This is a genomic window from Saccharopolyspora sp. NPDC045941 (genome assembly GCF_056431445.1).
The window spans coordinates 22,659-40,953 of the sequence record NZ_JBWKKU010000069.1 but is presented as its reverse complement, the minus strand read 5'-3'; the positions used below and the strand labels follow the sequence as shown (position 1 = coordinate 40,953).

Annotated in this window: 19 protein-coding genes; 11 read left to right on the top strand and 8 right to left on the bottom strand. The window is 70.2% G+C overall.

Annotated elements, in window-relative coordinates:
- Positions 1 to 72: 72 nt before the first annotated feature.
- A complete protein-coding gene (locus AC07FN_RS37610; RefSeq protein WP_478399925.1) occupies positions 73 to 1,536 on the bottom strand; it encodes an alpha/beta hydrolase in 1,464 nt (487 codons plus the stop codon).
- 147 nt (positions 1,537 to 1,683) lie between these two features.
- On the bottom strand, positions 1,684 to 2,133 hold the full coding sequence (locus AC07FN_RS37605) for a helix-turn-helix domain-containing protein (RefSeq protein WP_478399924.1): 450 nt from the start codon (positions 2,131 to 2,133) through the stop codon (positions 1,684 to 1,686).
- A 299-nt stretch (positions 2,134 to 2,432) separates the two neighbouring features.
- Here AC07FN_RS37605 and AC07FN_RS37600 point away from each other — a divergent pair, with 299 nt between their 5' ends.
- The 7 genes from AC07FN_RS37600 (at position 2,433) to AC07FN_RS37570 (ending at position 9,099) form a co-directional block, all read left to right on the top strand.
- Positions 2,433 to 3,539: a hypothetical protein gene (locus tag AC07FN_RS37600; protein ID WP_478399923.1), complete on the top strand. Its 1,107-nt coding sequence runs from the start codon at positions 2,433 to 2,435 to the stop codon at positions 3,537 to 3,539.
- Positions 3,523 to 4,854, top strand: coding sequence for a hypothetical protein (locus AC07FN_RS37595; protein WP_478399922.1), 1,332 nt, complete (start codon positions 3,523 to 3,525; stop codon positions 4,852 to 4,854). The genes AC07FN_RS37600 and AC07FN_RS37595 overlap by 17 nt, the downstream gene beginning before the upstream one ends.
- Positions 4,851 to 5,327: a hypothetical protein gene (locus AC07FN_RS37590; protein WP_478399921.1), complete on the top strand. Its 477-nt coding sequence runs from the start codon at positions 4,851 to 4,853 to the stop codon at positions 5,325 to 5,327. The genes AC07FN_RS37595 and AC07FN_RS37590 overlap by 4 nt, the downstream gene beginning before the upstream one ends.
- A complete protein-coding gene (locus AC07FN_RS37585; RefSeq protein WP_478399920.1) occupies positions 5,324 to 5,929 on the top strand; it encodes a hypothetical protein in 606 nt (201 codons plus the stop codon). Before AC07FN_RS37590 ends, AC07FN_RS37585 begins: the two co-directional genes overlap by 4 nt.
- Entirely contained in the window at positions 5,872 to 6,744 is an 873-nt protein-coding gene (locus tag AC07FN_RS37580) for a hypothetical protein (protein WP_478399919.1), read from the top strand. The genes AC07FN_RS37585 and AC07FN_RS37580 overlap by 58 nt, the downstream gene beginning before the upstream one ends.
- 27 nt (positions 6,745 to 6,771) lie before the next feature.
- On the top strand, positions 6,772 to 7,968 hold the full coding sequence (locus tag AC07FN_RS37575) for a hypothetical protein (RefSeq protein WP_478399918.1): 1,197 nt from the start codon (positions 6,772 to 6,774) through the stop codon (positions 7,966 to 7,968).
- A gap of 327 nt (positions 7,969 to 8,295) precedes the next feature.
- Positions 8,296 to 9,099, top strand: coding sequence for an aminotransferase class IV family protein (locus tag AC07FN_RS37570; protein WP_478399917.1), 804 nt, complete (start codon positions 8,296 to 8,298; stop codon positions 9,097 to 9,099).
- Between the two features lie 9 nt (positions 9,100 to 9,108).
- Here the strand turns inward: AC07FN_RS37570 and AC07FN_RS37565 are convergent, their stop codons facing one another.
- The gene (locus AC07FN_RS37565) at positions 9,109 to 9,453 is read right to left on the bottom strand and encodes a MerR family transcriptional regulator (protein ID WP_132493594.1); all 345 of its coding nucleotides are present in this window, start codon (positions 9,451 to 9,453) and stop codon (positions 9,109 to 9,111) included.
- Positions 9,454 to 10,093: 640 nt separating this feature from the next.
- Between AC07FN_RS37565 and deoC the strand changes: the two genes are divergently transcribed.
- From deoC to AC07FN_RS37550, 3 genes are read left to right on the top strand one after another with little or no spacing between them, the layout of a single operon-like run.
- Entirely contained in the window at positions 10,094 to 11,062 is a 969-nt protein-coding gene (deoC, locus tag AC07FN_RS37560) for a deoxyribose-phosphate aldolase (protein ID WP_478399916.1), read from the top strand.
- Entirely contained in the window at positions 11,062 to 12,501 is a 1,440-nt protein-coding gene (locus tag AC07FN_RS37555; RefSeq protein ID WP_478399915.1) for an aldehyde dehydrogenase family protein, read from the top strand. The genes deoC and AC07FN_RS37555 overlap by 1 nt, the downstream gene beginning before the upstream one ends.
- Positions 12,494 to 13,372 (top strand): aldehyde dehydrogenase family protein, encoded by an 879-nt coding sequence (locus tag AC07FN_RS37550; protein ID WP_478399914.1) that lies wholly within the window; start codon positions 12,494 to 12,496, stop codon positions 13,370 to 13,372. Before AC07FN_RS37555 ends, AC07FN_RS37550 begins: the two co-directional genes overlap by 8 nt.
- A 119-nt stretch (positions 13,373 to 13,491) precedes the next feature.
- Here the strand turns inward: AC07FN_RS37550 and AC07FN_RS37545 are convergent, their stop codons facing one another.
- The 3 genes from AC07FN_RS37545 to AC07FN_RS37535 form a co-directional block, all read right to left on the bottom strand.
- On the bottom strand, positions 13,492 to 14,112 hold the full coding sequence (locus tag AC07FN_RS37545) for an HAAS signaling domain-containing protein (protein ID WP_478399913.1): 621 nt from the start codon (positions 14,110 to 14,112) through the stop codon (positions 13,492 to 13,494).
- Positions 14,109 to 14,462, bottom strand: coding sequence for a PadR family transcriptional regulator (locus AC07FN_RS37540; protein WP_478399912.1), 354 nt, complete (start codon positions 14,460 to 14,462; stop codon positions 14,109 to 14,111). Before AC07FN_RS37540 ends, AC07FN_RS37545 begins: the two co-directional genes overlap by 4 nt.
- Before the next feature lie 130 nt (positions 14,463 to 14,592).
- The gene (locus AC07FN_RS37535) at positions 14,593 to 15,171 is read right to left on the bottom strand and encodes an SMI1/KNR4 family protein (RefSeq protein ID WP_478399911.1); all 579 of its coding nucleotides are present in this window, start codon (positions 15,169 to 15,171) and stop codon (positions 14,593 to 14,595) included.
- Between the two features lie 260 nt (positions 15,172 to 15,431).
- Here AC07FN_RS37535 and AC07FN_RS37530 point away from each other — a divergent pair, with 260 nt between their 5' ends.
- Positions 15,432 to 16,658: a primosomal protein gene (locus AC07FN_RS37530; protein WP_452617036.1), complete on the top strand. Its 1,227-nt coding sequence runs from the start codon at positions 15,432 to 15,434 to the stop codon at positions 16,656 to 16,658.
- Between the two features lie 55 nt (positions 16,659 to 16,713).
- Here the strand turns inward: AC07FN_RS37530 and AC07FN_RS37525 are convergent, their stop codons facing one another.
- Positions 16,714 to 17,322 (bottom strand): RNA polymerase sigma factor, encoded by a 609-nt coding sequence (locus tag AC07FN_RS37525; RefSeq protein WP_478399910.1) that lies wholly within the window; start codon positions 17,320 to 17,322, stop codon positions 16,714 to 16,716.
- Between the two features lie 179 nt (positions 17,323 to 17,501).
- Positions 17,502 to 18,266, bottom strand: coding sequence for an IclR family transcriptional regulator (locus AC07FN_RS37520; RefSeq protein ID WP_478399909.1), 765 nt, complete (start codon positions 18,264 to 18,266; stop codon positions 17,502 to 17,504).
- Positions 18,267 to 18,295: the final 29 nt, after the last annotated feature.

Sequence of the window (18,295 nt, the reverse complement as noted above, 5' to 3'; positions counted from 1 at the left end):
GCGCCGGGAAACTCGTGAGCGGTAATGGTCGCTGGCACGACCCCCACCGCTCACGAGTGGAAATGCGTCAGATCAGGCAGCGTGGACCGGACGGACGGACGGGCCGCCCGCCGAAGTCGCGGCCACCGGCGGTTCCGTCGGGTAGACGGCCTCGCAATGCGTGCCCGGGGCCGGGGTTTCCAGCGTCGTCAGGTACTTCTCGACGTGGCCCGCGATGCAGTCGTTGCGGTAGTACTGGCCGTGGCCGATGCCGTCGTGCTCCAGCAGGACCGAGTTGTCGATCTGGTCCGCCACCGCGAGGTTCCAGGCCGTCGGCGTCGCCACGTCGTACTTGCCCTTCACGATCAGGATCGGCGGCGCGCCGTTGATCGACAGCTCGTGCTGCGGGTTGCTGACCTCCGCGGGCCAGCCCAGGCACGACGTCACGTCGCTCCAGAACGGCGACAGCTTGGTGTGCGGCGCGACCTTCTCCGCCTGCTCCCGGTAGCGCTGCAGCTCCGCGAAGTCGCGGACCTTCCAGCTCCAGTCATCGCACCAAATGGCCTGGTAGGAGTTCTGCACCAGCTCCGCCGGCGCGGCCAGCGCGCTGACCGCCGGGTTGCCTTCGGACAGCGCCTTCATCCGGTCCGCCAGCCCGTACCAATACTCCTCCGGCCGGTACATGGCGTTCATCAGCTCGCTGCGCAGCGAGCTCGCGCTCAGCGCGGTGCCGGTCGCCGGGTCCATCAGGGTTCCGGCTTCGGCCTTGGCGTGCACGCCATCCCACATCGCGCGGACGTCTTGGCCGTACAGCGAGCAGTTCGCGGTCCGCTCGCACCAGTCGGCGAAGGTGTTGAACGAGCCTTCCAGGTCTTCGCTGGCCGTTTCGATGTACCGGCCGCCGGACTTCATGCTGTGGTCCATGTTCGAGTCGATCGTCATCGCCCGGACCCGGTTCGGGAACAGCTCCGCGTACTGCTGCCCGACCTGCGTGCCGTACGACGCGCCGTAGAAGCTCAGCTGCTCCTCGCCGAGCGCGGCGCGGATGGCGTCCAGGTCGCGGATGGCGCTGGTGGTGTCGACGAAGTCGAACACCGGCCCGGTGTTCTTGCGGCAGTCCTCACCCAGCTTCGCGTTGTACGCCAGCAGGTCCTGGTAATCCTGCTCGTTCGCAGGGAAGTCCTTGGGTGCTTGTGCGAGCAGGTCGCTGCTGCACCGGACCTCGTTGCTGCGCTTCACGCCGCGCTGGTCCCAGCTGACGATGTCGAACCGCTTGCGCAGCTCGCCGTCCTGCAGCTTGTTCGCGCCTTCGATGTAGCTGTCGATGCCGGAACCGCCCGGACCGCCCGGTGCCACGAACAGGACGCCGATCCGGTTCTGCGGCTCGGTCGCGGCCAACCGGCCGATCACGATGTTCGTCTTCGCGCCGTCCGGGTTGTTCCAGTCGATCGGCACCTCGACGGTGGTGCACTCCCCCTGCCGGTCGCCACATGGTTCCCAGGTGGGACCGGTCGGCCCCGCGAACGCGGTTTGCGCGCCGGCGAGGGACGAGAGCATGAGCGCGGCCGATGCCGCGACTAGTAACGGGCGTTTGAGCACAGGTTCTCCTCGTGATGAACCGTTGAACGATCACGAGCCTAGGCGCGCTTGATCACCCGAACGGACGCATTCGGAGCAAAAAGCGGATTCCTGCGCGATTTTTCGCTATTCCGCGACGTAGAGGTCGGGGTTGTCGGAGAGCGCGGCTACCATCGCGGCGCGCGAGCCGACGTCGAGCTTGGTGAAGATTCGTCTCATGTGGGCGGAAACCGTGTACAGGCTGATCTCCAGCACCGCCGCGATCGACCGGTTGGTGTAGCCGAGCCCCACCATCCGCGCGATCTCGCGCTCGCGCGGGCTGAGCACCTCGTCGACCTTCGGCGCGACCGGCACGAGCAGGCACCGCATGCCGAGTTCCGTCATGTCGAGCAAGGGTTTCCGGGCCACCCGGTGCGGTCCGGCGAGCTCGCCGACCCGGCGCACCAGGGCCTGCACCAGGTGCTGCACCAGCTCGTCCGAGCCGAGGTCGACGGCGCGGTCTCGCCACGGCGGTTCCGGCTCGGGAAGTCCTCTGCGGGCGTGCGGAACGGATGTGGCGATCGAGTCGTTCGGCATGTACCGGCCTCCCCAGTCCCGGGTGCGGATCGGCGGTTCGCGCCACCCCCGCCAACGGCCCGCTTCCCCCTTCGCGAGCCGGTCACGGCCTCCGCCGCGGCGCATACCAGCAAAACCAACATCGTCTGTTCGCGCATCGTCGATTCGTGTGACACCCGGATCATCTAGGGCGGACAGCTGGCACATGAACGTGTGACTACCACCCGAATGCCGGTTGCCCTGGACTGTTCGCACGCGCTCACCGATGGCCGGCTTGACGAAAGAGCCGCCGGACGCGGTGCAGGACAGGAGGATCCGCCATGAGTCGCTACCGGGCCGTCGACGGCGAGCTGGAGGACGAGCTGGCCGGCGAACTGGAGGACGAGTTCGAGTTCGAGGACGAGCTCGAAGGCCTCGTCCGGGAGCTGGAGGACGAGGACGAGTTCGAGGACGAGGACTTCTACGAGTTCGAAGACGAAGACGAGGATGAGGACGAACTCGAGGCCGAGCTGGAGGACGAGTTCGACGCCGAGTTCGAGGACGAGCTCGAAGCCCTGGTCCAAGAGCTGGAGGACGAGCTCGAAGACGAGGACGAGTACGAGGACGAAGACGAGTACGAGGAGGAGTTCGAGGCGCTCGTCCGCGAGCTGGAGGACGAGTTCGAGTTCGAGGCGGAATACGAGGACGAGGGCTTTTCCAACCCGGCGCGCCGGGTCTACCCCGACGCCGAGCTGATGGCCAACCTCGCGTTCCAGGCCGAGCAGGCGGAGACCGAGGACGAGGTCGAGGGTTTCCTCGCCCCGCTGATCGGCCTGGCCGCGCGCGGGCTGCCCAAGCTGGCACCGGTGATCCGCAAGGCGGCGCCGATACTGCGGCGTGGCATCGGCAAGATCGGCCGGAGGCTCTGGAAGGGCAAGGGCCGGCGCAAGATCCGCAAGATGCCGTTGCTGGTCAAGAAGGCCGCGCAGCGGCTCAAGCGCAAGTCCAGGCCCCAGACCGGCCCCAAGAAGAAGTACACCGGGACGCACCGGCGCACGAAGAACGCCACCGTCAACCGCCGCCGGAAGAACACCACGCGCCGCAGCGGCGTCCAGCGCAAGCGGCGTCGAGCCCAGAGCCACCGCATCAAGCCCCGGCGGACCCCCGGACGTCCCAAGCGGTACACCGGGAAGCGGCGGAAGCAGGGCCCGCTCTCGATCGTGCCCGGCGCGGTGTCCAGCGCGCTCCTCGGCAGCATCGGCAGCTTGGCGGCCAGGGGGATCGGCGACTTCGCGAGCAGCCTCTTCGAATACCCCGAAGACGAGCCCCGCATGCGTCCGCCCCGGCGGAACGGCTACCGACCCGGGAGCGATCGGCGCAGGGCGCAGCTGATCGCAGCCGCACGCCGCGATGTGCAGGGCGGCAGAACCAATGGGCACCGCGGCTGAGCTGCGGCCGGCCGCGTCTCGCTCGCGGCCGGCGCCGCAGCGGACATCCGCGTCGAACCGGGAACTCCGCCACTGGGTGCGCACCCAGGCGACGAACGTGGAGCGGCATCTCGACGCGCTGCGCCCGTTCAGCTGGACGGAGTTCGGCGATCCGGCGACCGGGCCGAGCCGCGCTCACCTGGTCGCGGTCAACGACACCATGAACACGCTGCGCGGATCACTCAACTCGGCGACCCGGGACGCCCACCGCGCCGCCGAGGCCGCGTTCGCGCACCCGAGCCCGCAACGGCTGCAGGAGGTGCTGCGCACGAAGACGCGGGCGCAGCGCTGGGTGAAGGAGACCGAGCGGATCTGGGACTTCTACCTGGAGCTGTTCAACCAGCGGCAGAGCCGGTTCGCGCCGTGGCTGGTGGCGGCCGACCGCATAGCCCTGGACTGCTACCAGTACGCCTACCTGGGGATCGGGCGCTGGCGCTCGATCCCGACACCGCCGCCGTTCTGCTACCTGGAACCCAGCCACGGCCCGGCGACGTCGCGGCGCGGCATCCCGCTGCGGCGGATCAGCAACCGGGTCAACCCGTTCCCGCTGATCCAGCTGCCGTTCCACCGGCTGGTCAACCCGTGGACGCTCGGCGCGGTGCTGCACGAGGTCAGCCACAACCTGCAGAACGACCTCGGGCTGGCGCGGGCGATCCCGCTGCAGGTCGCGGCGCGGCTCACCGAGACCGGGGTGCCGAAGGCGGTGGTGTCGATCTGGGTGCGGTGGAACCGGGAGACCTTCGCCGACATGTCCGCGCTGCTGCTGGGCGGCCCGGAGATCGTGGGATCGCTGTTCGACGTGATCGGCCGGACGCCGGCGAAGTCGATGCGGTTCGCCCGCCGGGCCGTGCACCCGGTGCCCTACCTGCGGGGAAAGCTGTCCACCGAGTTGCTGCGGCGGATGGGTTTCCCGCGCCGCGCCGAGGAGTACGAGCGCGCCTGGCACGCCCTGTACCCGCGGCCGAAGCTCATCGACGCGCCGCCGGCGCTGCTGGCGACCGCGGACCGGGCGATCCCGGCGGTGGTGGACGCGATGTGCTTCACCTCGTTCCCGTCGCTGGGCAACCGGAGCCTGGCGAAGGTGGAGCGGTTCGAGCCCAAGGAGCAGTGGATGATCGAGGAAGCCGCCGGGCGGCTGGCCGACGGCGTGTCGCCCGGCGTGGTGCCGGAGCGGTTCCTGATCGGCGCCGTCCGTTACGCGCTCGGACAGCGGATGGCACCGCCGCAGCGGCTGGTGCGGTTCTTCATGGAAGAACTGGGGAGGCGAGCGCGGTGACCTTGCGCGACGAATTCCCGGTGCTGGCGCGGGAACTCCGGCAACTCGCGGCCGCGTGGCGGGCGCTGGAGTTCAGCGTGATCGAGGACCGCCCCAGCGGCGAGAGCCCAGCCATGTCGGACCGGCTCGCCGAGGTCGTCACCGACGGCAGCGCCGAGCTGCAACCGGCGCTGGTCGCGGTCCGCGGCCGGCCGGACGGCGAGGCCCTGCACACCACGGCGTTGGCGCTGCGGCAGACGCAGCGGCGGCTCGACGACGAGTTCCGGTGCCACCACGCGGCCGCCGAGCTCATGCGCGCCGTGCGCGGGCGAGGCCCGCAGTGGCTCGGTTGGGCGCACAGCATCCGGTCCGGTGTGGACGGATGCGTGGATTCGTTGCGCAGCACGGAGAACACCATGTTGCGGTGCTGGCGCGAGGCAGCCGAACTCGCGGTGCGGTTCGGCATCGAGGGGAACTGCGAGGGCAGGCGATGACCATCTACGACGACCGCGTCAACGGAGGCGGGGGCGGTGTCAATGGGGATCGGGGCGCCCAGCTGCCGCCAGCCCACGATATCGACAGCGCGTATCCGCTGGTCACCCGGCACGAATCGCCGTGCTGCGAGCGTCCCGGCGACATCGCGAGCAAGGCGATCAGCGACGTGCTCGGGTGGAAGTGGCGCAACGGCGACACCAAGGGCTTCGCCGCCGCGCTGACCGGGAGCTTCGAGCTCAAGCGCGTCGAGGGGCACACCGAGGCGAACTGGACGCCGCGCGGCTACGCCATCCAGGCCGACCTGGGCGCGGTCACCGGCGGGCAGGCGTCGCTGGCCGCGCGGGCGCGCAGCGCGATCAAGGACGCGACCGCGCTGCTCGACTCGCTGAAGCCGCTGCGGCCGGGCGTGGATCCGGAGAACGGCGAGGGCTTCCGCAGCCTGGTGCGCCACGAGCTGGAGGAGATCCGCAAGGAGCTGGAGAGCCCGCTGCTGCGGGTGCCGCGCGTGGACCAGCTCTTCTTGCTGCTGCTGGGGAATCCGCGGTGGACCCGGACCTGGTGCGCGGGCACCTCGGCGAGCTGCGCGACGAGTTCGGGCTGATCGGCGGGCTGGTCAACACCATCGAAGAGGAGCGGATCCAGACCTCGTTCATCACGCTGGTCGACTGGGTGCTGTCGCTGTACCGCGGCTGGCTGGACGCCCGCGGCCGGATCGACCCGTTCGCGCAGCCGGAAACCGGGCGTGCGCCGTTCTTCGGCCCGGCCGTCGTGGCGCTGTCGCAGCTGATGTCGGCCGCCGCGGTGCAGACCGAGGAACTGGTCGCGGCGCTGAGCTCGGTGAGCATTCACCGCGGCGACCGCGAGGTGCTGCGCATCCCCGATCCGGACGGCGGCTCGATGTCGCTCGGCGGGTTGTTGCGCTGGACGTACGAGTTCACCTGCTTCGAGGGCCGCAAGCTGATCGAGGTCGCGGGCAAGGACGGCGTGGACAGCGCGTTCCTGCAGGTCGCGGAGCGGCTGGAGCGGCTCGTCGGCAACCTGCCGCGGCGCGGCGACGGCGACGAGCAGGACGTGCCGGGCAACTACCGGGCGACGCTGCCGCCGGGATTCTTCAGCTCCCGGGTGCAGCGCGCGGTCGACGAGCTGCACGACCACCTGCAGGAGATCGTGCGCGTCGCGCGGCCGATCCGGCACGGCGCGAAACCGGCCGACCCGCCGGGACCGCCGGCCGTCTCCGGGCCAAAGCCGCCGGATCCGCCCGAGCCGCCGCCACCCGGGCCGTTCCCGCCCGGCACGGCACCCGCGACGGGAGCCCCGGAACCCGCTGCCCCGGTCGAGGCGTCGCCCGACCTCGCAGCCAAGCGGCGCAGCCCGCGCAAGCGTCCCGAGCCCAAGCCCGCCCCACGGCCGGAATAGCGGCCCGCCCGCGCCCCGCACGGAGGAATGATGGCCACCGAAAAGCAATACCGGGAACTGTTCGACCGGGTCGCCGCGCTGCGCAGACAGGTCGCCGGCAACCTGTCGAACGAGCTGGGCAGCGACCCGCAGGTCGGCGAGGCGATCCTGAAGCAGATCGACGACATGCTCTTCGCCCTCGAGGTCGAGGCGAAGAACGAGCCGAAGCCGCCCGACGGCGGCCTCGCGCAGCTGGTCGGCATCGGCGGCGAGGCGGCCGACGACCTCGGCGCGACCCGCATGCCGCACGGCGTCGAGGCCTACGACGAGACCATCGCGTCCGAACGCATCCTCGCCGTCGCCGACCTGTACTACCTGTACCAGCACGAGCGGATCGGCGTGCCGCGCGTCGTGCAGAAGCTGCGGGAGCTGTTCGAGCGCGGCGCGATCCGGCTCTCCGACGGGCCGGGCGCGTTCGGGCTGTACCGGTTCGACCGGCGCGACGTGCTCCGCTACACCAAGCGCGACCGGATCAACGCCTACCGGCGGGTGCTCGGCTACGGGCGCGGGCTGGGCTCGGCGAACTCCCGGCCGAACACCGATTTCCACCGGCTGTTCACGCAGTTCAGCAACCAGGTCGCACTGTTCTGGCGGGACAAGCGGATTTCCGACGTCATCCGGGAACGGGCCCACGACATGGCCTTCGGCAGCATGGCCGTGGTGCGGCGCAGCGGGCTGGACCTGCGCAACAACCTGAAGTTCACGTCCTACGGCCACCTGAACGTGCTGCGGGTCGAGGTCATGCAGCTGATGGACGAGTGCTTCCGCATCCTCAACTCCGAGGACGTCAAGGACCTCTTCGGCGCGTCCAACGCCTGGGACGTGGTGGACGAGGTGCTGATCCGCTACTTCGACGAGAAGCTGGTCACCTCGCCGCGGCAGCGGATGGCGGTGACCGGGCGGAACGTGCTGCGCTGGCTGGCGGCGCCGCACATCCTGGAGACGACCCGCTCCGAGTTCGAGGCGCTGCTGCTGGAGGTCGCGGAGCCGGCGGAGGAGTGGATCACCTCGGCGGAGTCGCTGCGGCTGGCCGACCGCACGGGATCCAAGCAACTGCTCCCGTGGGACCGCCAACAACCGGCGGGAGTAGCGGCACCGTCCCGTGGGGAGCGCCCGGTGTCCCCGGCTCGGAACCGCCAACCGGCCCTGGCCCGGCGAGCCCGCCTCAACGGCCACCACAGGTGACCGAGCCCGGACCAGGCCCTGCGACAACGCCTCCCCCCGCCATCTCACCTCGGTGCCGGGGAGGGGCAGTTTCAATTGAAACCTACGGATCGTCGGCGTGTCGGACATCAACACGCCGGTACCTGTGGACAACTCCCGCAATTTCAATGGAAATTGGACCTCCGATTTCCATTGAAATTGCGCGTCGGAACCCAGCGCTGTGATCCACCGCACCTCGGGTTGACCTTCCAACCGATGTCAAGCCATAGCGTCGTTTCCAAGCCTGGACGGGGCGGCCGGCGAAACCGCCGCCACGTCCACCCGATCCCGCGATCCTTGGAGCGACCCGTGAACTCTTTCGTCGTGCACCGCAACGGCCGGCCGGCCAACGCAGGGGAGCTGACGCCGCTGGCGTTCGCAGGCTTCGCCCACATGACCGCCATGCAGGTCCGCGGGGGCGGGGTGCGGGGCCTCGACCTGCACCTGGAGCGGCTGCGGACGGCCTCGCTGACGATGTTCGGCCAGGCGCTGCCCGATGATCAGGTGCGGTCCTACCTGCGTGCGGCCCTGGAGGGCGGCCCGCCCGACCTCTCGCTGCTCGCCACCGTCTATTCGTCGGCGGGCGAGTTCACCGTGGCCGGTCCCGACGCGACGCCCGAGGTCCTGATCCGCACCTCCCCGGCCACCGACGGCCCCGCGGGCCCGCTGACGCTGGCGACGGTCGAGCACGAACGGGAACTCCCGGAGGTGAAGCACGTGGGCGAGGTGGCCAAGACCTACTACCTGCGGCAGGCCGTGGAACGGGGCTTCGACGACGCGGCCTTCGTCGACCGCCGGGGCCGGCTCAGCGAGGCGTCGATCTGGAACCTGGCCTTCTGGGACGGCGAGGCGGTGGTGTGGCCCGAGGCGAAGATGCTGGGCGGGACCACGATGGGCATCGTCCGCAGGCAGCTGGAACGCCTCGGCGTCCCCCAGCGCACGGCGGAGATCAGGCCCGCCGACCTGCCGGAGCTGTCCGGGGCGGTGGTCATGAACTCCTGGACGCCGGGTGTCGCGGTGCACGGGATCGACTCCATGCCGATGCCCGAAGCACCGGGCTTCCTGGAGCTGCTGCACCGCGTCTACCAGGCCGAACCGCTCGTCACGCCGTGAGCCGCCGGCTCAGGACTGCGCCAGGTAACCGGCGAGGTTGCTGCGGTTGCGCTGCAGTTCGGCGATCCGCTCCTCGGCGATCGCCAGCTCGCGGTCCATGATGGCCCGCACGTCCACGCACCATTCGAACTCCGGCAGTTCGCCGTGGACGCACGGCAGCACCGCGCGGATCACCTCGGTGGACAACCCCGCATCCAGCAGCGCGCGGATCTGCCGCACGACGACCACCGATTCCTCGTCGTACTCGCGGTAGCCGTTCGAACCACGCCGGGCCTCCAGCAGTCCCTGCGCCTCGTAGTACCGCAGCAACCGCGCGCTGACGCCGCTGACCCGCGCCAGCTCCCCGATCAGCATGTCCCCACCTCGCCTGCACTCGACCTGCCACCCCAGTAAACCCGATGCGCCGCCCTGACCCGCTTCGACGGCCACCGCGGGTAGCCGCCAGCGCGCTCGTTCCGCCGGTCAAAGCCCGTGAGTGCTTTTGGTCGCCACAGCAACCAAAAGTGCTCACGACGAAGTCCACCTGCGAACCGTGAGTCGTGAGTGTTTTGGAGCGCCATGGCACTCCGAAGCACTGGCGGCGCCGTCGAAGTCCGTGGATGCCGACAATTCCTCCCACACTCGGGTTTCGCGGGCCGCGGCGTCCCGTCCGGCCTTGACCAGCTCCAACGCATCGCCGCCCAGCAGGAGCCGCGCCGGCGGCTGCTCTGCCGCCACGATCTCCAGGAGAGCGGCCGCCTTGGCCGGGTCACCCGGCTGATGCCCGCTGCCGTCGATGCGCTACTCCCTCAGGCCGCCCGCCGACGCGGACCAGCGCCGGATCGTCCACGCCGCCGCCGAGAACAGCCCGTCCGAAGGAGCCCTCCGGCTCCTGGCCTCCCCGGACCGAGCAGGCCGAAACCACCGGGTGACCGGGGCCAGGCCGTATCCGCGTCGGTTGGCGTGATCATTCCAGTCGCGGCGAGGGCTCGGGCCCAGCGCTTAGACTCCGGGCATGGCACAGTCGCCGCCCTTGTCCAAGCTCACCGCGTCCGAGCTCGCCGACGCCGTCCGGGACGACCGGTCCTTGCGCCGGTTCCTGCACGGCCTGCCCGGCGTCGACCAGGTCGGGTTGGAGCAGCGGGCCGCCGGCCTCGCGACGCGGAGCATCAAGAAGGCCGCGAAGCGCTGGGCGATCGACACCGCGATCTCGATGATCGACCTGACGACGCTGGAAGGCGCCGACACCGACGGCAAGGTCCGCGCGTTGTGCGCCAAGGCCCGCCACCCCGACCCGGAACGACCGGACACGCCGCAGGTCGCGGCGGTCTGCGTCTACTCCGACATGGCCGCCACCGCGGTCCGGGCCCTCGACGGCACCGGCGTCCAGGTGGCCTCGGTGGCGACGGCGTTCCCGTCCGGCCGCTCCGCGCTCTCGGTGAAGCTCGCCGACGTGGAGTACGCGGTGGCCGCGGGCGCCGACGAGATCGACATGGTGATCGACCGCGGCGCCTTCCTCGCCGGCCGCTACGGGCAGGTCTTCGAGGAGATCCAGGCGGTCAAGGCGGCTTGCGGCGATGCGCACCTGAAGGTCATCCTGGAGACCGGCGAACTCGCCACCTACGACAACGTGCGCCGCGCGTCCTGGCTCGCGCTGCTCGCGGGCGGCGACTTCATCAAGACCTCCACGGGGAAGGTCCCCCAGGCCGCGACGCTGCCGTTGACGCACCTGATGCTCCAGGCGGTCCGCGACTGGCGGGATTCCACCGGCGAGCTGCGCGGCGTCAAACCAGCGGGCGGCATCCGCAACACCAAGGACGCGATCCGCTACCTGGTGGCCGTGCACGAGGTGGCGGGCCTGGAGTGGCTCACCCCGAAACTGTTCCGATTCGGTGCGTCCAGCCTGCTCAACGACCTGTTGATGCAGCGGCGCACCCAGCTCGACGGCCACTACAGCGGCCCCGATTACGTGGCGGTGGACTGATGATCGATAGCCCGTGGGAGTACGCACCCGCGCCGGAGTCGCGGGAGATCGCAAACCTCAAGCCCAGCTACCGGATGTTCGTCGACGGTGAGTTCGCCGACGGCGGCGGCGAGCCGCTGAAGAGCATCAACCCGGCCACCGAGGAACTGCTGGCCGAGGTATCCAGCGCCTCGGTGTCCGATGTGGACACCGCGGTCCGGGCGGCGCGACGGGCCTTCGAGGACACCTGGTCGACGATGCCGGGCCGGGAGCGCGCGAAGTACCTGTTCCGCATCGCCCGGCTGATCCAGGAACGCGCCCGCGAGCTCGCGGTGCTGGAATCGCTGGACAACGGCAAGCCGATCAAGGAGTCGCGAGACGCCGACATCCCGACCGCGGCCGCGCACTTCTTCCACCACGCCGGCTGGGCCGACAAGCTCGGCTACGCCGGTTACGGCCCCGACCCGCGGCCGCTCGGCGTCGCCGGCCAGGTCATCCCGTGGAACTTCCCGCTGCTCATGCTGGCCTGGAAGATCGCCCCGGCGCTGGCCTGTGGCAACACCGTGGTGCTCAAGCCCGCGGAGACCACGCCGCTGACGGCCCTGGTGTTCGCCGAGATCTGCCAGCAGGCCGGGCTCCCGCCGGGCGTGGTGAACATCCTGCCGGGTGCCGGTGACATCGGCGCCGCGCTGGTCACGCATCCCGGCGTCGACAAGGTCGCGTTCACCGGCTCCACCGAGGTCGGCAAGCAGATCCAGCGCAGCGTGGCCGGCTCCGGCAAGAAGCTGACGCTGGAGCTCGGCGGCAAGGCCGCGAACATCGTCTTCGACGACGCGCCGCTGGACCAGGCCGTCGAGGGCATCGTGAACGGGATCTTCTTCAACCAGGGCCACGTCTGCTGCGCGGGCTCCCGGCTGCTGGTGCAGGAGTCGATCGCCGACGAGCTGCTCGAAAAGCTGCGGATCCGGGTGCGGACGCTTCGGGTGGGCGATCCGCTGGACAAGAACACCGACGTCGGCGCGATCAACTCCGCCGAGCAGCTGGGCAAGATCACCGAGCTGGCCGCCAGCGGCGACGCCGAGGGCGCCGAGCGCTGGACCAGCCCGTGCCCGCTGCCGGAGAAGGGATTCTTCTTCTCCCCCACGGTCTTCTCCGGCGTCCACCAATCGATGCGGATCGCGCGCGAGGAGATCTTCGGGCCGGTGCTCTCGGTGCTGACCTTCCGCACCCCGGCGGAGGCCATCGCCAAGGCCAACAACACGCCGTACGGCCTGTCGGCCGGGATCTGGACCGAGAAGGGCTCGCGGATCCTGTGGGCGGCGCAGCAGCTGCGGGCCGGCGTGGTGTGGGCGAACACCTTCAACCGGTTCGACCCGACCGCCCCGTTCGGCGGCTACCAGGAATCCGGCTTCGGCCGCGAAGGCGGCCGCGCCGGTTTGGAGGCGTACCTCGATGTCTGACAACCGCACCCCGGAGCGGCTAGCCGTGGCCAAGACGTACAAGCTCTACATCGGTGGCTCGTTCCCGCGCTCGGAGTCGGGCCGGGTGTACCCGGTGCACGACGGGCAGGGCGCATTCCTCGCCAACGCCGCGCATGCCTCCCGCAAGGACGTCCGCGACGCGGTCGCGGCGGCCCGCAAGGCCTTCGGCGGCTGGTCGGGCGCGACGGCCTACAACCGCGGCCAGGTGCTGTTCCGCATCGCCGAGGTGATGGAGGGCCGGCGCGAGCAGTTCGCCGCCGAGATCGTCGCGGCGGAGGGCCTGCCCCACGACCAAGCCCTGTCCACAGTGGATCGAGCGGTGGACCGGATGGTCTGGTACGCGGGCTGGACGGACAAGATCTCGATGGTGCTCGGCGCCGCGAATCCCGTTGCGGGACCGTACTTCTCGTTCAGCGTCCCGGAGCCCACCGGCGTGGTCGGCGTGCTCGCGCCGCAGGACTCCGCACTGCTCGGCCTGGTCAGCGTGGTGGCCCCGGTGATCGCGGCGGGCAACACCTGCGTCGTGGTCGCCAGCGCGGACCGGCCGCTGCCCGCCGTGACCTTCGCCGAGGTGCTGGCGACCTCCGACGTGCCCGGCGGGGTGGTCAACGTCCTGACCGGCCAGGCGGCCGAACTCGCGCCCTGGCTCGCCGCCCACGCCGACGTCAACGCCCTGGACCCGACGGGCGCCCCGGCGGAGCTGCGCACCGAACTGGCGCAGGCCGCGGCGGACACGGTCAAGCGGGTGCTGCCGGTGCGCGGCGAGCCGGACTGGGCCCGCGAACCGGACCTCCAGCGCCTCCGGGCCTTCACGGAGGTCAAGACCGTCTGGCACCCGGTCGGCACCTGACGGACCGAAGAGGATCCGCAATTTCAATGGAAATCGAAGGTCCGATTTCCATTGAAATTGCGGAAGTCCCCTACATGCACCGGCGTGTCGTGACCCGACACACCGACGGTCCGGTGGGTTCAGCTGGTCTTCGGGTAGACCACGCGCCCGCGCCGGATCGCACGCGTCAGCATGGCGATCACGCCGAGCACGAACACCCCGCCCAGCGCGATCGCCGCCCAGCGCGGCATCTCGTACAGCGGCGTCACGTCGTCGAAGACCGAGCCGATCACGATCTGCGACACGATGGACAGCGCGAAGGTGACCACTGCCGCAACGGCGTAGACCTGGTTGCGGGCCTTCGCGGTGAAGGCCGCGAAGAACAGCATGGTTCCCGACACCATCAGCACCAGCAGCGCCACCAGAGCCACCGTGTCCTTGAGGGTGTACGGGATCGTCGCGGTGTCCGCGAACAGCCCGTCCAGCAGGTAGTCCGAACCGAACATGGTCAGCGCCGCCACCGCCGCCCCGCTGGCCACGACCTCCATCGTGGACTGCTTCCCGGTGCCGCGGTCGAGCTGCTCCGCGACCTGCGCGGCGTACTCGCGCGGTCGCCCGAATGCCTCGACCGGGTCTTCACCGGTCTCCGTCACGTGCGCCTCGACCTCGGCGAGCACCTCCCCGACGCGTTCACCGGAGATCTCGTGCATCCGCAGCGCGACCAGCAGCTCGTCCCGGTACTTCTTGTCCAGCGTCATCATTCCTGCACCCCTCGTTGCACGAGCCGGATCGAGTTGTTCGCGAACTCGATCCACTTCGGTCCCAGTTCGGCCAGCGCCGCCTGCCCCTCATCGGTCAGCGCGAAGTACTTGCGGCCTGGCCCGCCCTCGCCGGCCCGCCATTCGGCCCGCAGCAACCCGTCCGCGGCGAGCCGGTTGAGCAGCGGGTAGAGCGTGCCCGCCTTCATGTCGGGCAAACCTGCCTCGGCCAGCCTCTGCAGCAGCGTGTAGCCGTAGCCCTCGCCTCCCTCGGCGAGCAGCGCCAGCACGGCCAGATCCAGCACGCCGCGCAGCCATTGCGTCTGCCTGGCCGAGATCGCCTTGTCAACCACGGGAACAAGGTAACACCAACTAGTGTGTCTCGCCAACTAGTAGGCGACACGCAGTCGCCCGCGCTCGTCGATCTACGTGGAACCGGCTCCGCGCCGGAAGTCGCCCACCTCGCCGCGAAAGCGGGTCGCGTCAGCGGATCTGCCAGTCGAGGCGACCGTCTTCGGTGACGGTCGGATAGCTGTGCCCCGCCGGAACCCCCTCGGTCAGCGACCGGAGCACGTCCGCGAGCATCGCCGCGACTCCCCGCCACTCCGGCCTGAGCACCTGCGCCGCCTCCTGCTCCCACTCCAGCACGCAGCCCGTCAGCGGCCCCGGCCGCAGATCCACCACGAGCTCATCGGCGAACCCATCACCGGCGATCGGGATCCACGACGGGTGAAAGCTGGAGCCCGACGAGCCCGCGTAGTAGTCGCAGGCCGGCCGATCCCACTGCGCCGTCCAGTTCTTGCGGTGATCCCGCCACGACTGGAGCGCCTGCGCCGCGCTGTACGGCGTGTAGAAGGGCGGCAGGACGTCGGCAAGCACATCCACATCGGTGCCGCCGCAGCACGCCCACAGCTCACGCAGTTCGACGGGCAGCTCGACCGCGAACTCCGCTTCCAGCTCGGCGAGGTCCGGCGGCACCGGTGCGCGTAGGGCGGCTGCGGTGACGGGCGCGTGTTCTGAAAGCCAGAGCACGATCTTCGTCCACAGCTCCGTGACAACCATTCCGATCATGGTCGTCCGGAACTCGCCAAACCGGTACCGCCAAAGGTGACCCCACCGCCAGGTGCGAGCCGGCGCTGCGCCGAAGGGCGCAACGTGGATTGGACCACTTCGGCATTCCCGAATGGGGATCGTTACGAACTGTTCCGTCAACCGTTGCTTTCCGCGGGCTCGATACGGTGAGAGCTGGACCGGGGAACACGCTGTGAACGCGGAGCCCGTAGGCTTCCGCGAGGTCTGGTTCGGTGACCGGAGGTAGAGAGATGGCGCAGGACATCGTCCCCATCGAGCTCGGGCTCCCACAGGGCGACGTCGTCACCCTGTGGGCACCGCGCTGGCGCGAGGACGGCGAGGAGTGGGAGGCATTCCTCGGGCACGAGGACGACCTCTATGGATTCCCCGACGCCGCACACCTGGCGGCGTTCGTGCGCACCGCCGAGGAGCACGACCTCGACGACCACCCGGCGTGGCACGTGGTCCCCGAGCTCCCCGCCGAGGACCTGAATCCGGACGAGGACCACCAGTACGACCTGGTCGGCGTCCCCGAGCTGGTCGCCGAGCCGCTGGACACCTGGACCATCGGTGAGCTGGCCGACATCGTCGAGATCGCCCGCTCGCTGGCCGACGTCTGCGAGCTGGACGCGGTGCACGACGTGCTGGACGCGGCCGACGGGTTCGCCATGCTCGACCAGGGCACTTTCGCGTTCTCCGGCAAGGACGGGCAGCGCCGCTGGACCGACCTGTGCCAGGTCGTCGTCGAGCGCTGGGATGAGGTGCTGGACGCCATCGACGCCGTCGTCACCACCCCGGACGTGCCCGCCGACGCCGTCGCCACCGCCGAGACCGAACTCGCCGAGGCGCTGGAGGCCGACGACGACGAGGCGGCGAGCACCGCCGAAGCGCCCGAGGTGGACGACATCGAAGAGGTCGAGGTCGGCTTCTGGGGCGAGGTCGGCATCGACCCGATCCTGATCATCACCAGCACCGGCGAGCACTACTCGCTGCGCTGCTACCTCGACGACGACCCGATCTTCCTCGGCAACGGCGGCAAGATCGACGTGTTCCCGTCGGCGCGCGCGCTGGCCCGGTTCCTGGCCGACGAGAGCGCCATCGAGGACACCGACCTGGCCCGGGTCGCGACCTGGTCGCAGGTCGTGGAGAAGGCCACCGCCGGCGAGCTGCAGGTCGACGTCGACCCCGAGAACACCTACGTGCTGACCGGCCTGGACGCCGACCTCGGCGCCGGACCGTCCGAAGTGGACCCGACCCAGCTGGACCTCGCCGAGGAACTGCTGATGGACGCGGCCGCGTGGGCCGGCGACGACACCGTCGAGCAGGCGCTGCAGCCGTCGGAACGGCTCGGCTGGCTGGTTTCCTTCGTGCTCCGCCCGAACCCGAACCGGCTGCCACCGAGCGCGCCGTTCGATGCCGAGGTCGAGACCTGGCGCAAGCTGGTGGAATCCCTGGAAGCGCGGTTCCGCTCGCACTGAACCGCGGGGCGCGGGTGCCGGTTTCCGCGCGAGATCGGCACCCGGGCGAGCCGCGTCAGGCCACCTCGGCGAGCAGCTGTCCGGGGGCCGCGAGCCGGCGGCGGGTCGGTTCGCCCGCGCACACCTGCGAATAGGCCTCCCGCAAGCCCTTTCGCGCGCGGTAGACGAGCGCGGCCGCGCTGTTGCGGCTGATGCCCAGACGTCGGCTCAGCTCGGCCGTCGTCTGCTCCTCGACCTCCGTGCACCACAGGACGTGCCGCCAGCGGCGCGGCAGCCGGGCGAACGCCTTCGCCACCAGCTCGCGCTCCTGCTTGAGCACCGCGGGATCGATGAACGGCACGTGGTTCTCAGGCAGGTAGAAGCCGTCGAGCTCGGCGGCCAGGAACACCCGGCGGTCCCGGTTGTTCGACGCCATCGCCAGGTTCCGCACCGTGGTGAGCAGGTAGGCGCGGAACGCGGAGTCCGGGCCGCCACCGCGGCGCAGGACGCCCAGGATCTTCACGAACGCTTCCGCGACCAGGTCTTCCGCGTCGTTGTGGGCGCCGACGACTTGCTTGGCCATGGTGTGCGCCGCAGTGCGATGCCGCGAGTACAGCTCACCGAACGCTTCGGTCGATCCAGTCCGAACCGCGTCCAGCAGCGTCCGATCGTCACCCGCGATCATCGTTCCTCTCACTGCTTTTGCACCGGTGGGAGACGTGCCGCCGCGGAATAGCGACGGCCGTCTCCCACCGGGTACGCCCCCACTGCGAGAGATGCTCGTCGGGACCGCGACGACGAACAAGGCAGAGATTTTCAGATAGTGATTACCCCTCGAAGGGGCGACGGTGATCCGCCGAAATATCACCCGACAGCGGGAAATCGGCCGGCCACCGCGAGGGTCCGGGAGATCTCCACGGCCGCGGCCCGCAACGGCCGCACGTAGGACTTGGTGTCGGCGAGCTTGCGCGCCGGGAACGAGATCGCCAGCGTCACCGGACCGCTGGCGCCGATCACGGGCGCGGCCAGGCACGCGGTGCCCAGCGAGTACTCCTCGGAGTCGGAGACCACCGGCCGGACCGGGCGGTCGACCAGGTCGCGGATCCGGGTGATCGTGCGCGGGGTCAGGTCCGCGGGCGGGTGCCGGAGGAAGTGGTCGGCGCGCTCTTCGTGGCTCAGCCCGGAGAGGAGGCACTTGCCGATCGCAGTGGCGTGCGCGGCCTCGCGGAAGTCGGCCCAGGTGTCCACCCGGGGCGTGCGCGGGCTGTCGACGATCTCGGCGACCTCCACTTCACCCTCGTGGTAGCGGGCGAGGTAGATGGCCGCGTTCAGGTCCTCGCGCAGGTCGACCATGACGGCGCGGACCTGGCTGCGCAGCCCTTGGTTCTGGCTGGCGACGTGCAGCCCGCTCACCTGCTCGCCCAGGATGAAGGCGCCGTCGTCGAGCTTCTCCAGATAGCCTTCGTGCACCAGGGTGCGCAGCAGGTGGTAGGCGGTCGGCAGCGCGATTCCGGTGCGCCTGGCCAGGGTTTTCGCGGTTGCACCGCCCGCGTGCTCGCCCACCGCCTCCATCAATCGAAGCGCGCGCTGCACCGATGCGATCAACGTGGGTTCGCCGCCCCGTGCCACCTGTCCCTCCTGAGCTCCGGGGCGCCGTG

What these genes read in the sequence shown, in the direction of transcription:
- AC07FN_RS37545 (WP_478399913.1), bottom strand. Translation starts at nt 14,112, where the DNA reads ATGATGACGCTGGACAAGAAGTACCGGGACGAGCTGCTGGTCGCGCTG.
- AC07FN_RS37535 (WP_478399911.1), bottom strand. Translation starts at nt 15,171, where the DNA reads ATGGTTGTCACGGAGCTGTGGACGAAGATCGTGCTCTGGCTTTCAGAA.
- AC07FN_RS37610 (WP_478399925.1), bottom strand. Translation starts at nt 1,536, where the DNA reads ATGCTCTCGTCCCTCGCCGGCGCGCAAACCGCGTTCGCGGGGCCGACC.
- AC07FN_RS37555 (WP_478399915.1), top strand. Translation starts at nt 11,062, where the DNA reads ATGATCGATAGCCCGTGGGAGTACGCACCCGCGCCGGAGTCGCGGGAG.
- AC07FN_RS37575 (WP_478399918.1), top strand. Translation starts at nt 6,772, where the DNA reads ATGATGGCCACCGAAAAGCAATACCGGGAACTGTTCGACCGGGTCGCC.
- AC07FN_RS37585 (WP_478399920.1), top strand. Translation starts at nt 5,324, where the DNA reads ATGACCATCTACGACGACCGCGTCAACGGAGGCGGGGGCGGTGTCAAT.
- AC07FN_RS37595 (WP_478399922.1), top strand. Translation starts at nt 3,523, where the DNA reads ATGGGCACCGCGGCTGAGCTGCGGCCGGCCGCGTCTCGCTCGCGGCCG.
- AC07FN_RS37605 (WP_478399924.1), bottom strand. Translation starts at nt 2,133, where the DNA reads ATGCCGAACGACTCGATCGCCACATCCGTTCCGCACGCCCGCAGAGGA.
- AC07FN_RS37530 (WP_452617036.1), top strand. Translation starts at nt 15,432, where the DNA reads ATGGCGCAGGACATCGTCCCCATCGAGCTCGGGCTCCCACAGGGCGAC.
- AC07FN_RS37600 (WP_478399923.1), top strand. Translation starts at nt 2,433, where the DNA reads ATGAGTCGCTACCGGGCCGTCGACGGCGAGCTGGAGGACGAGCTGGCC.
- AC07FN_RS37550 (WP_478399914.1), top strand. Translation starts at nt 12,494, where the DNA reads ATGTCTGACAACCGCACCCCGGAGCGGCTAGCCGTGGCCAAGACGTAC.
- AC07FN_RS37565 (WP_132493594.1), bottom strand. Translation starts at nt 9,453, where the DNA reads ATGCTGATCGGGGAGCTGGCGCGGGTCAGCGGCGTCAGCGCGCGGTTG.
- AC07FN_RS37525 (WP_478399910.1), bottom strand. Translation starts at nt 17,322, where the DNA reads ATGATCGCGGGTGACGATCGGACGCTGCTGGACGCGGTTCGGACTGGA.
- deoC (WP_478399916.1), top strand. Translation starts at nt 10,094, where the DNA reads ATGGCACAGTCGCCGCCCTTGTCCAAGCTCACCGCGTCCGAGCTCGCC.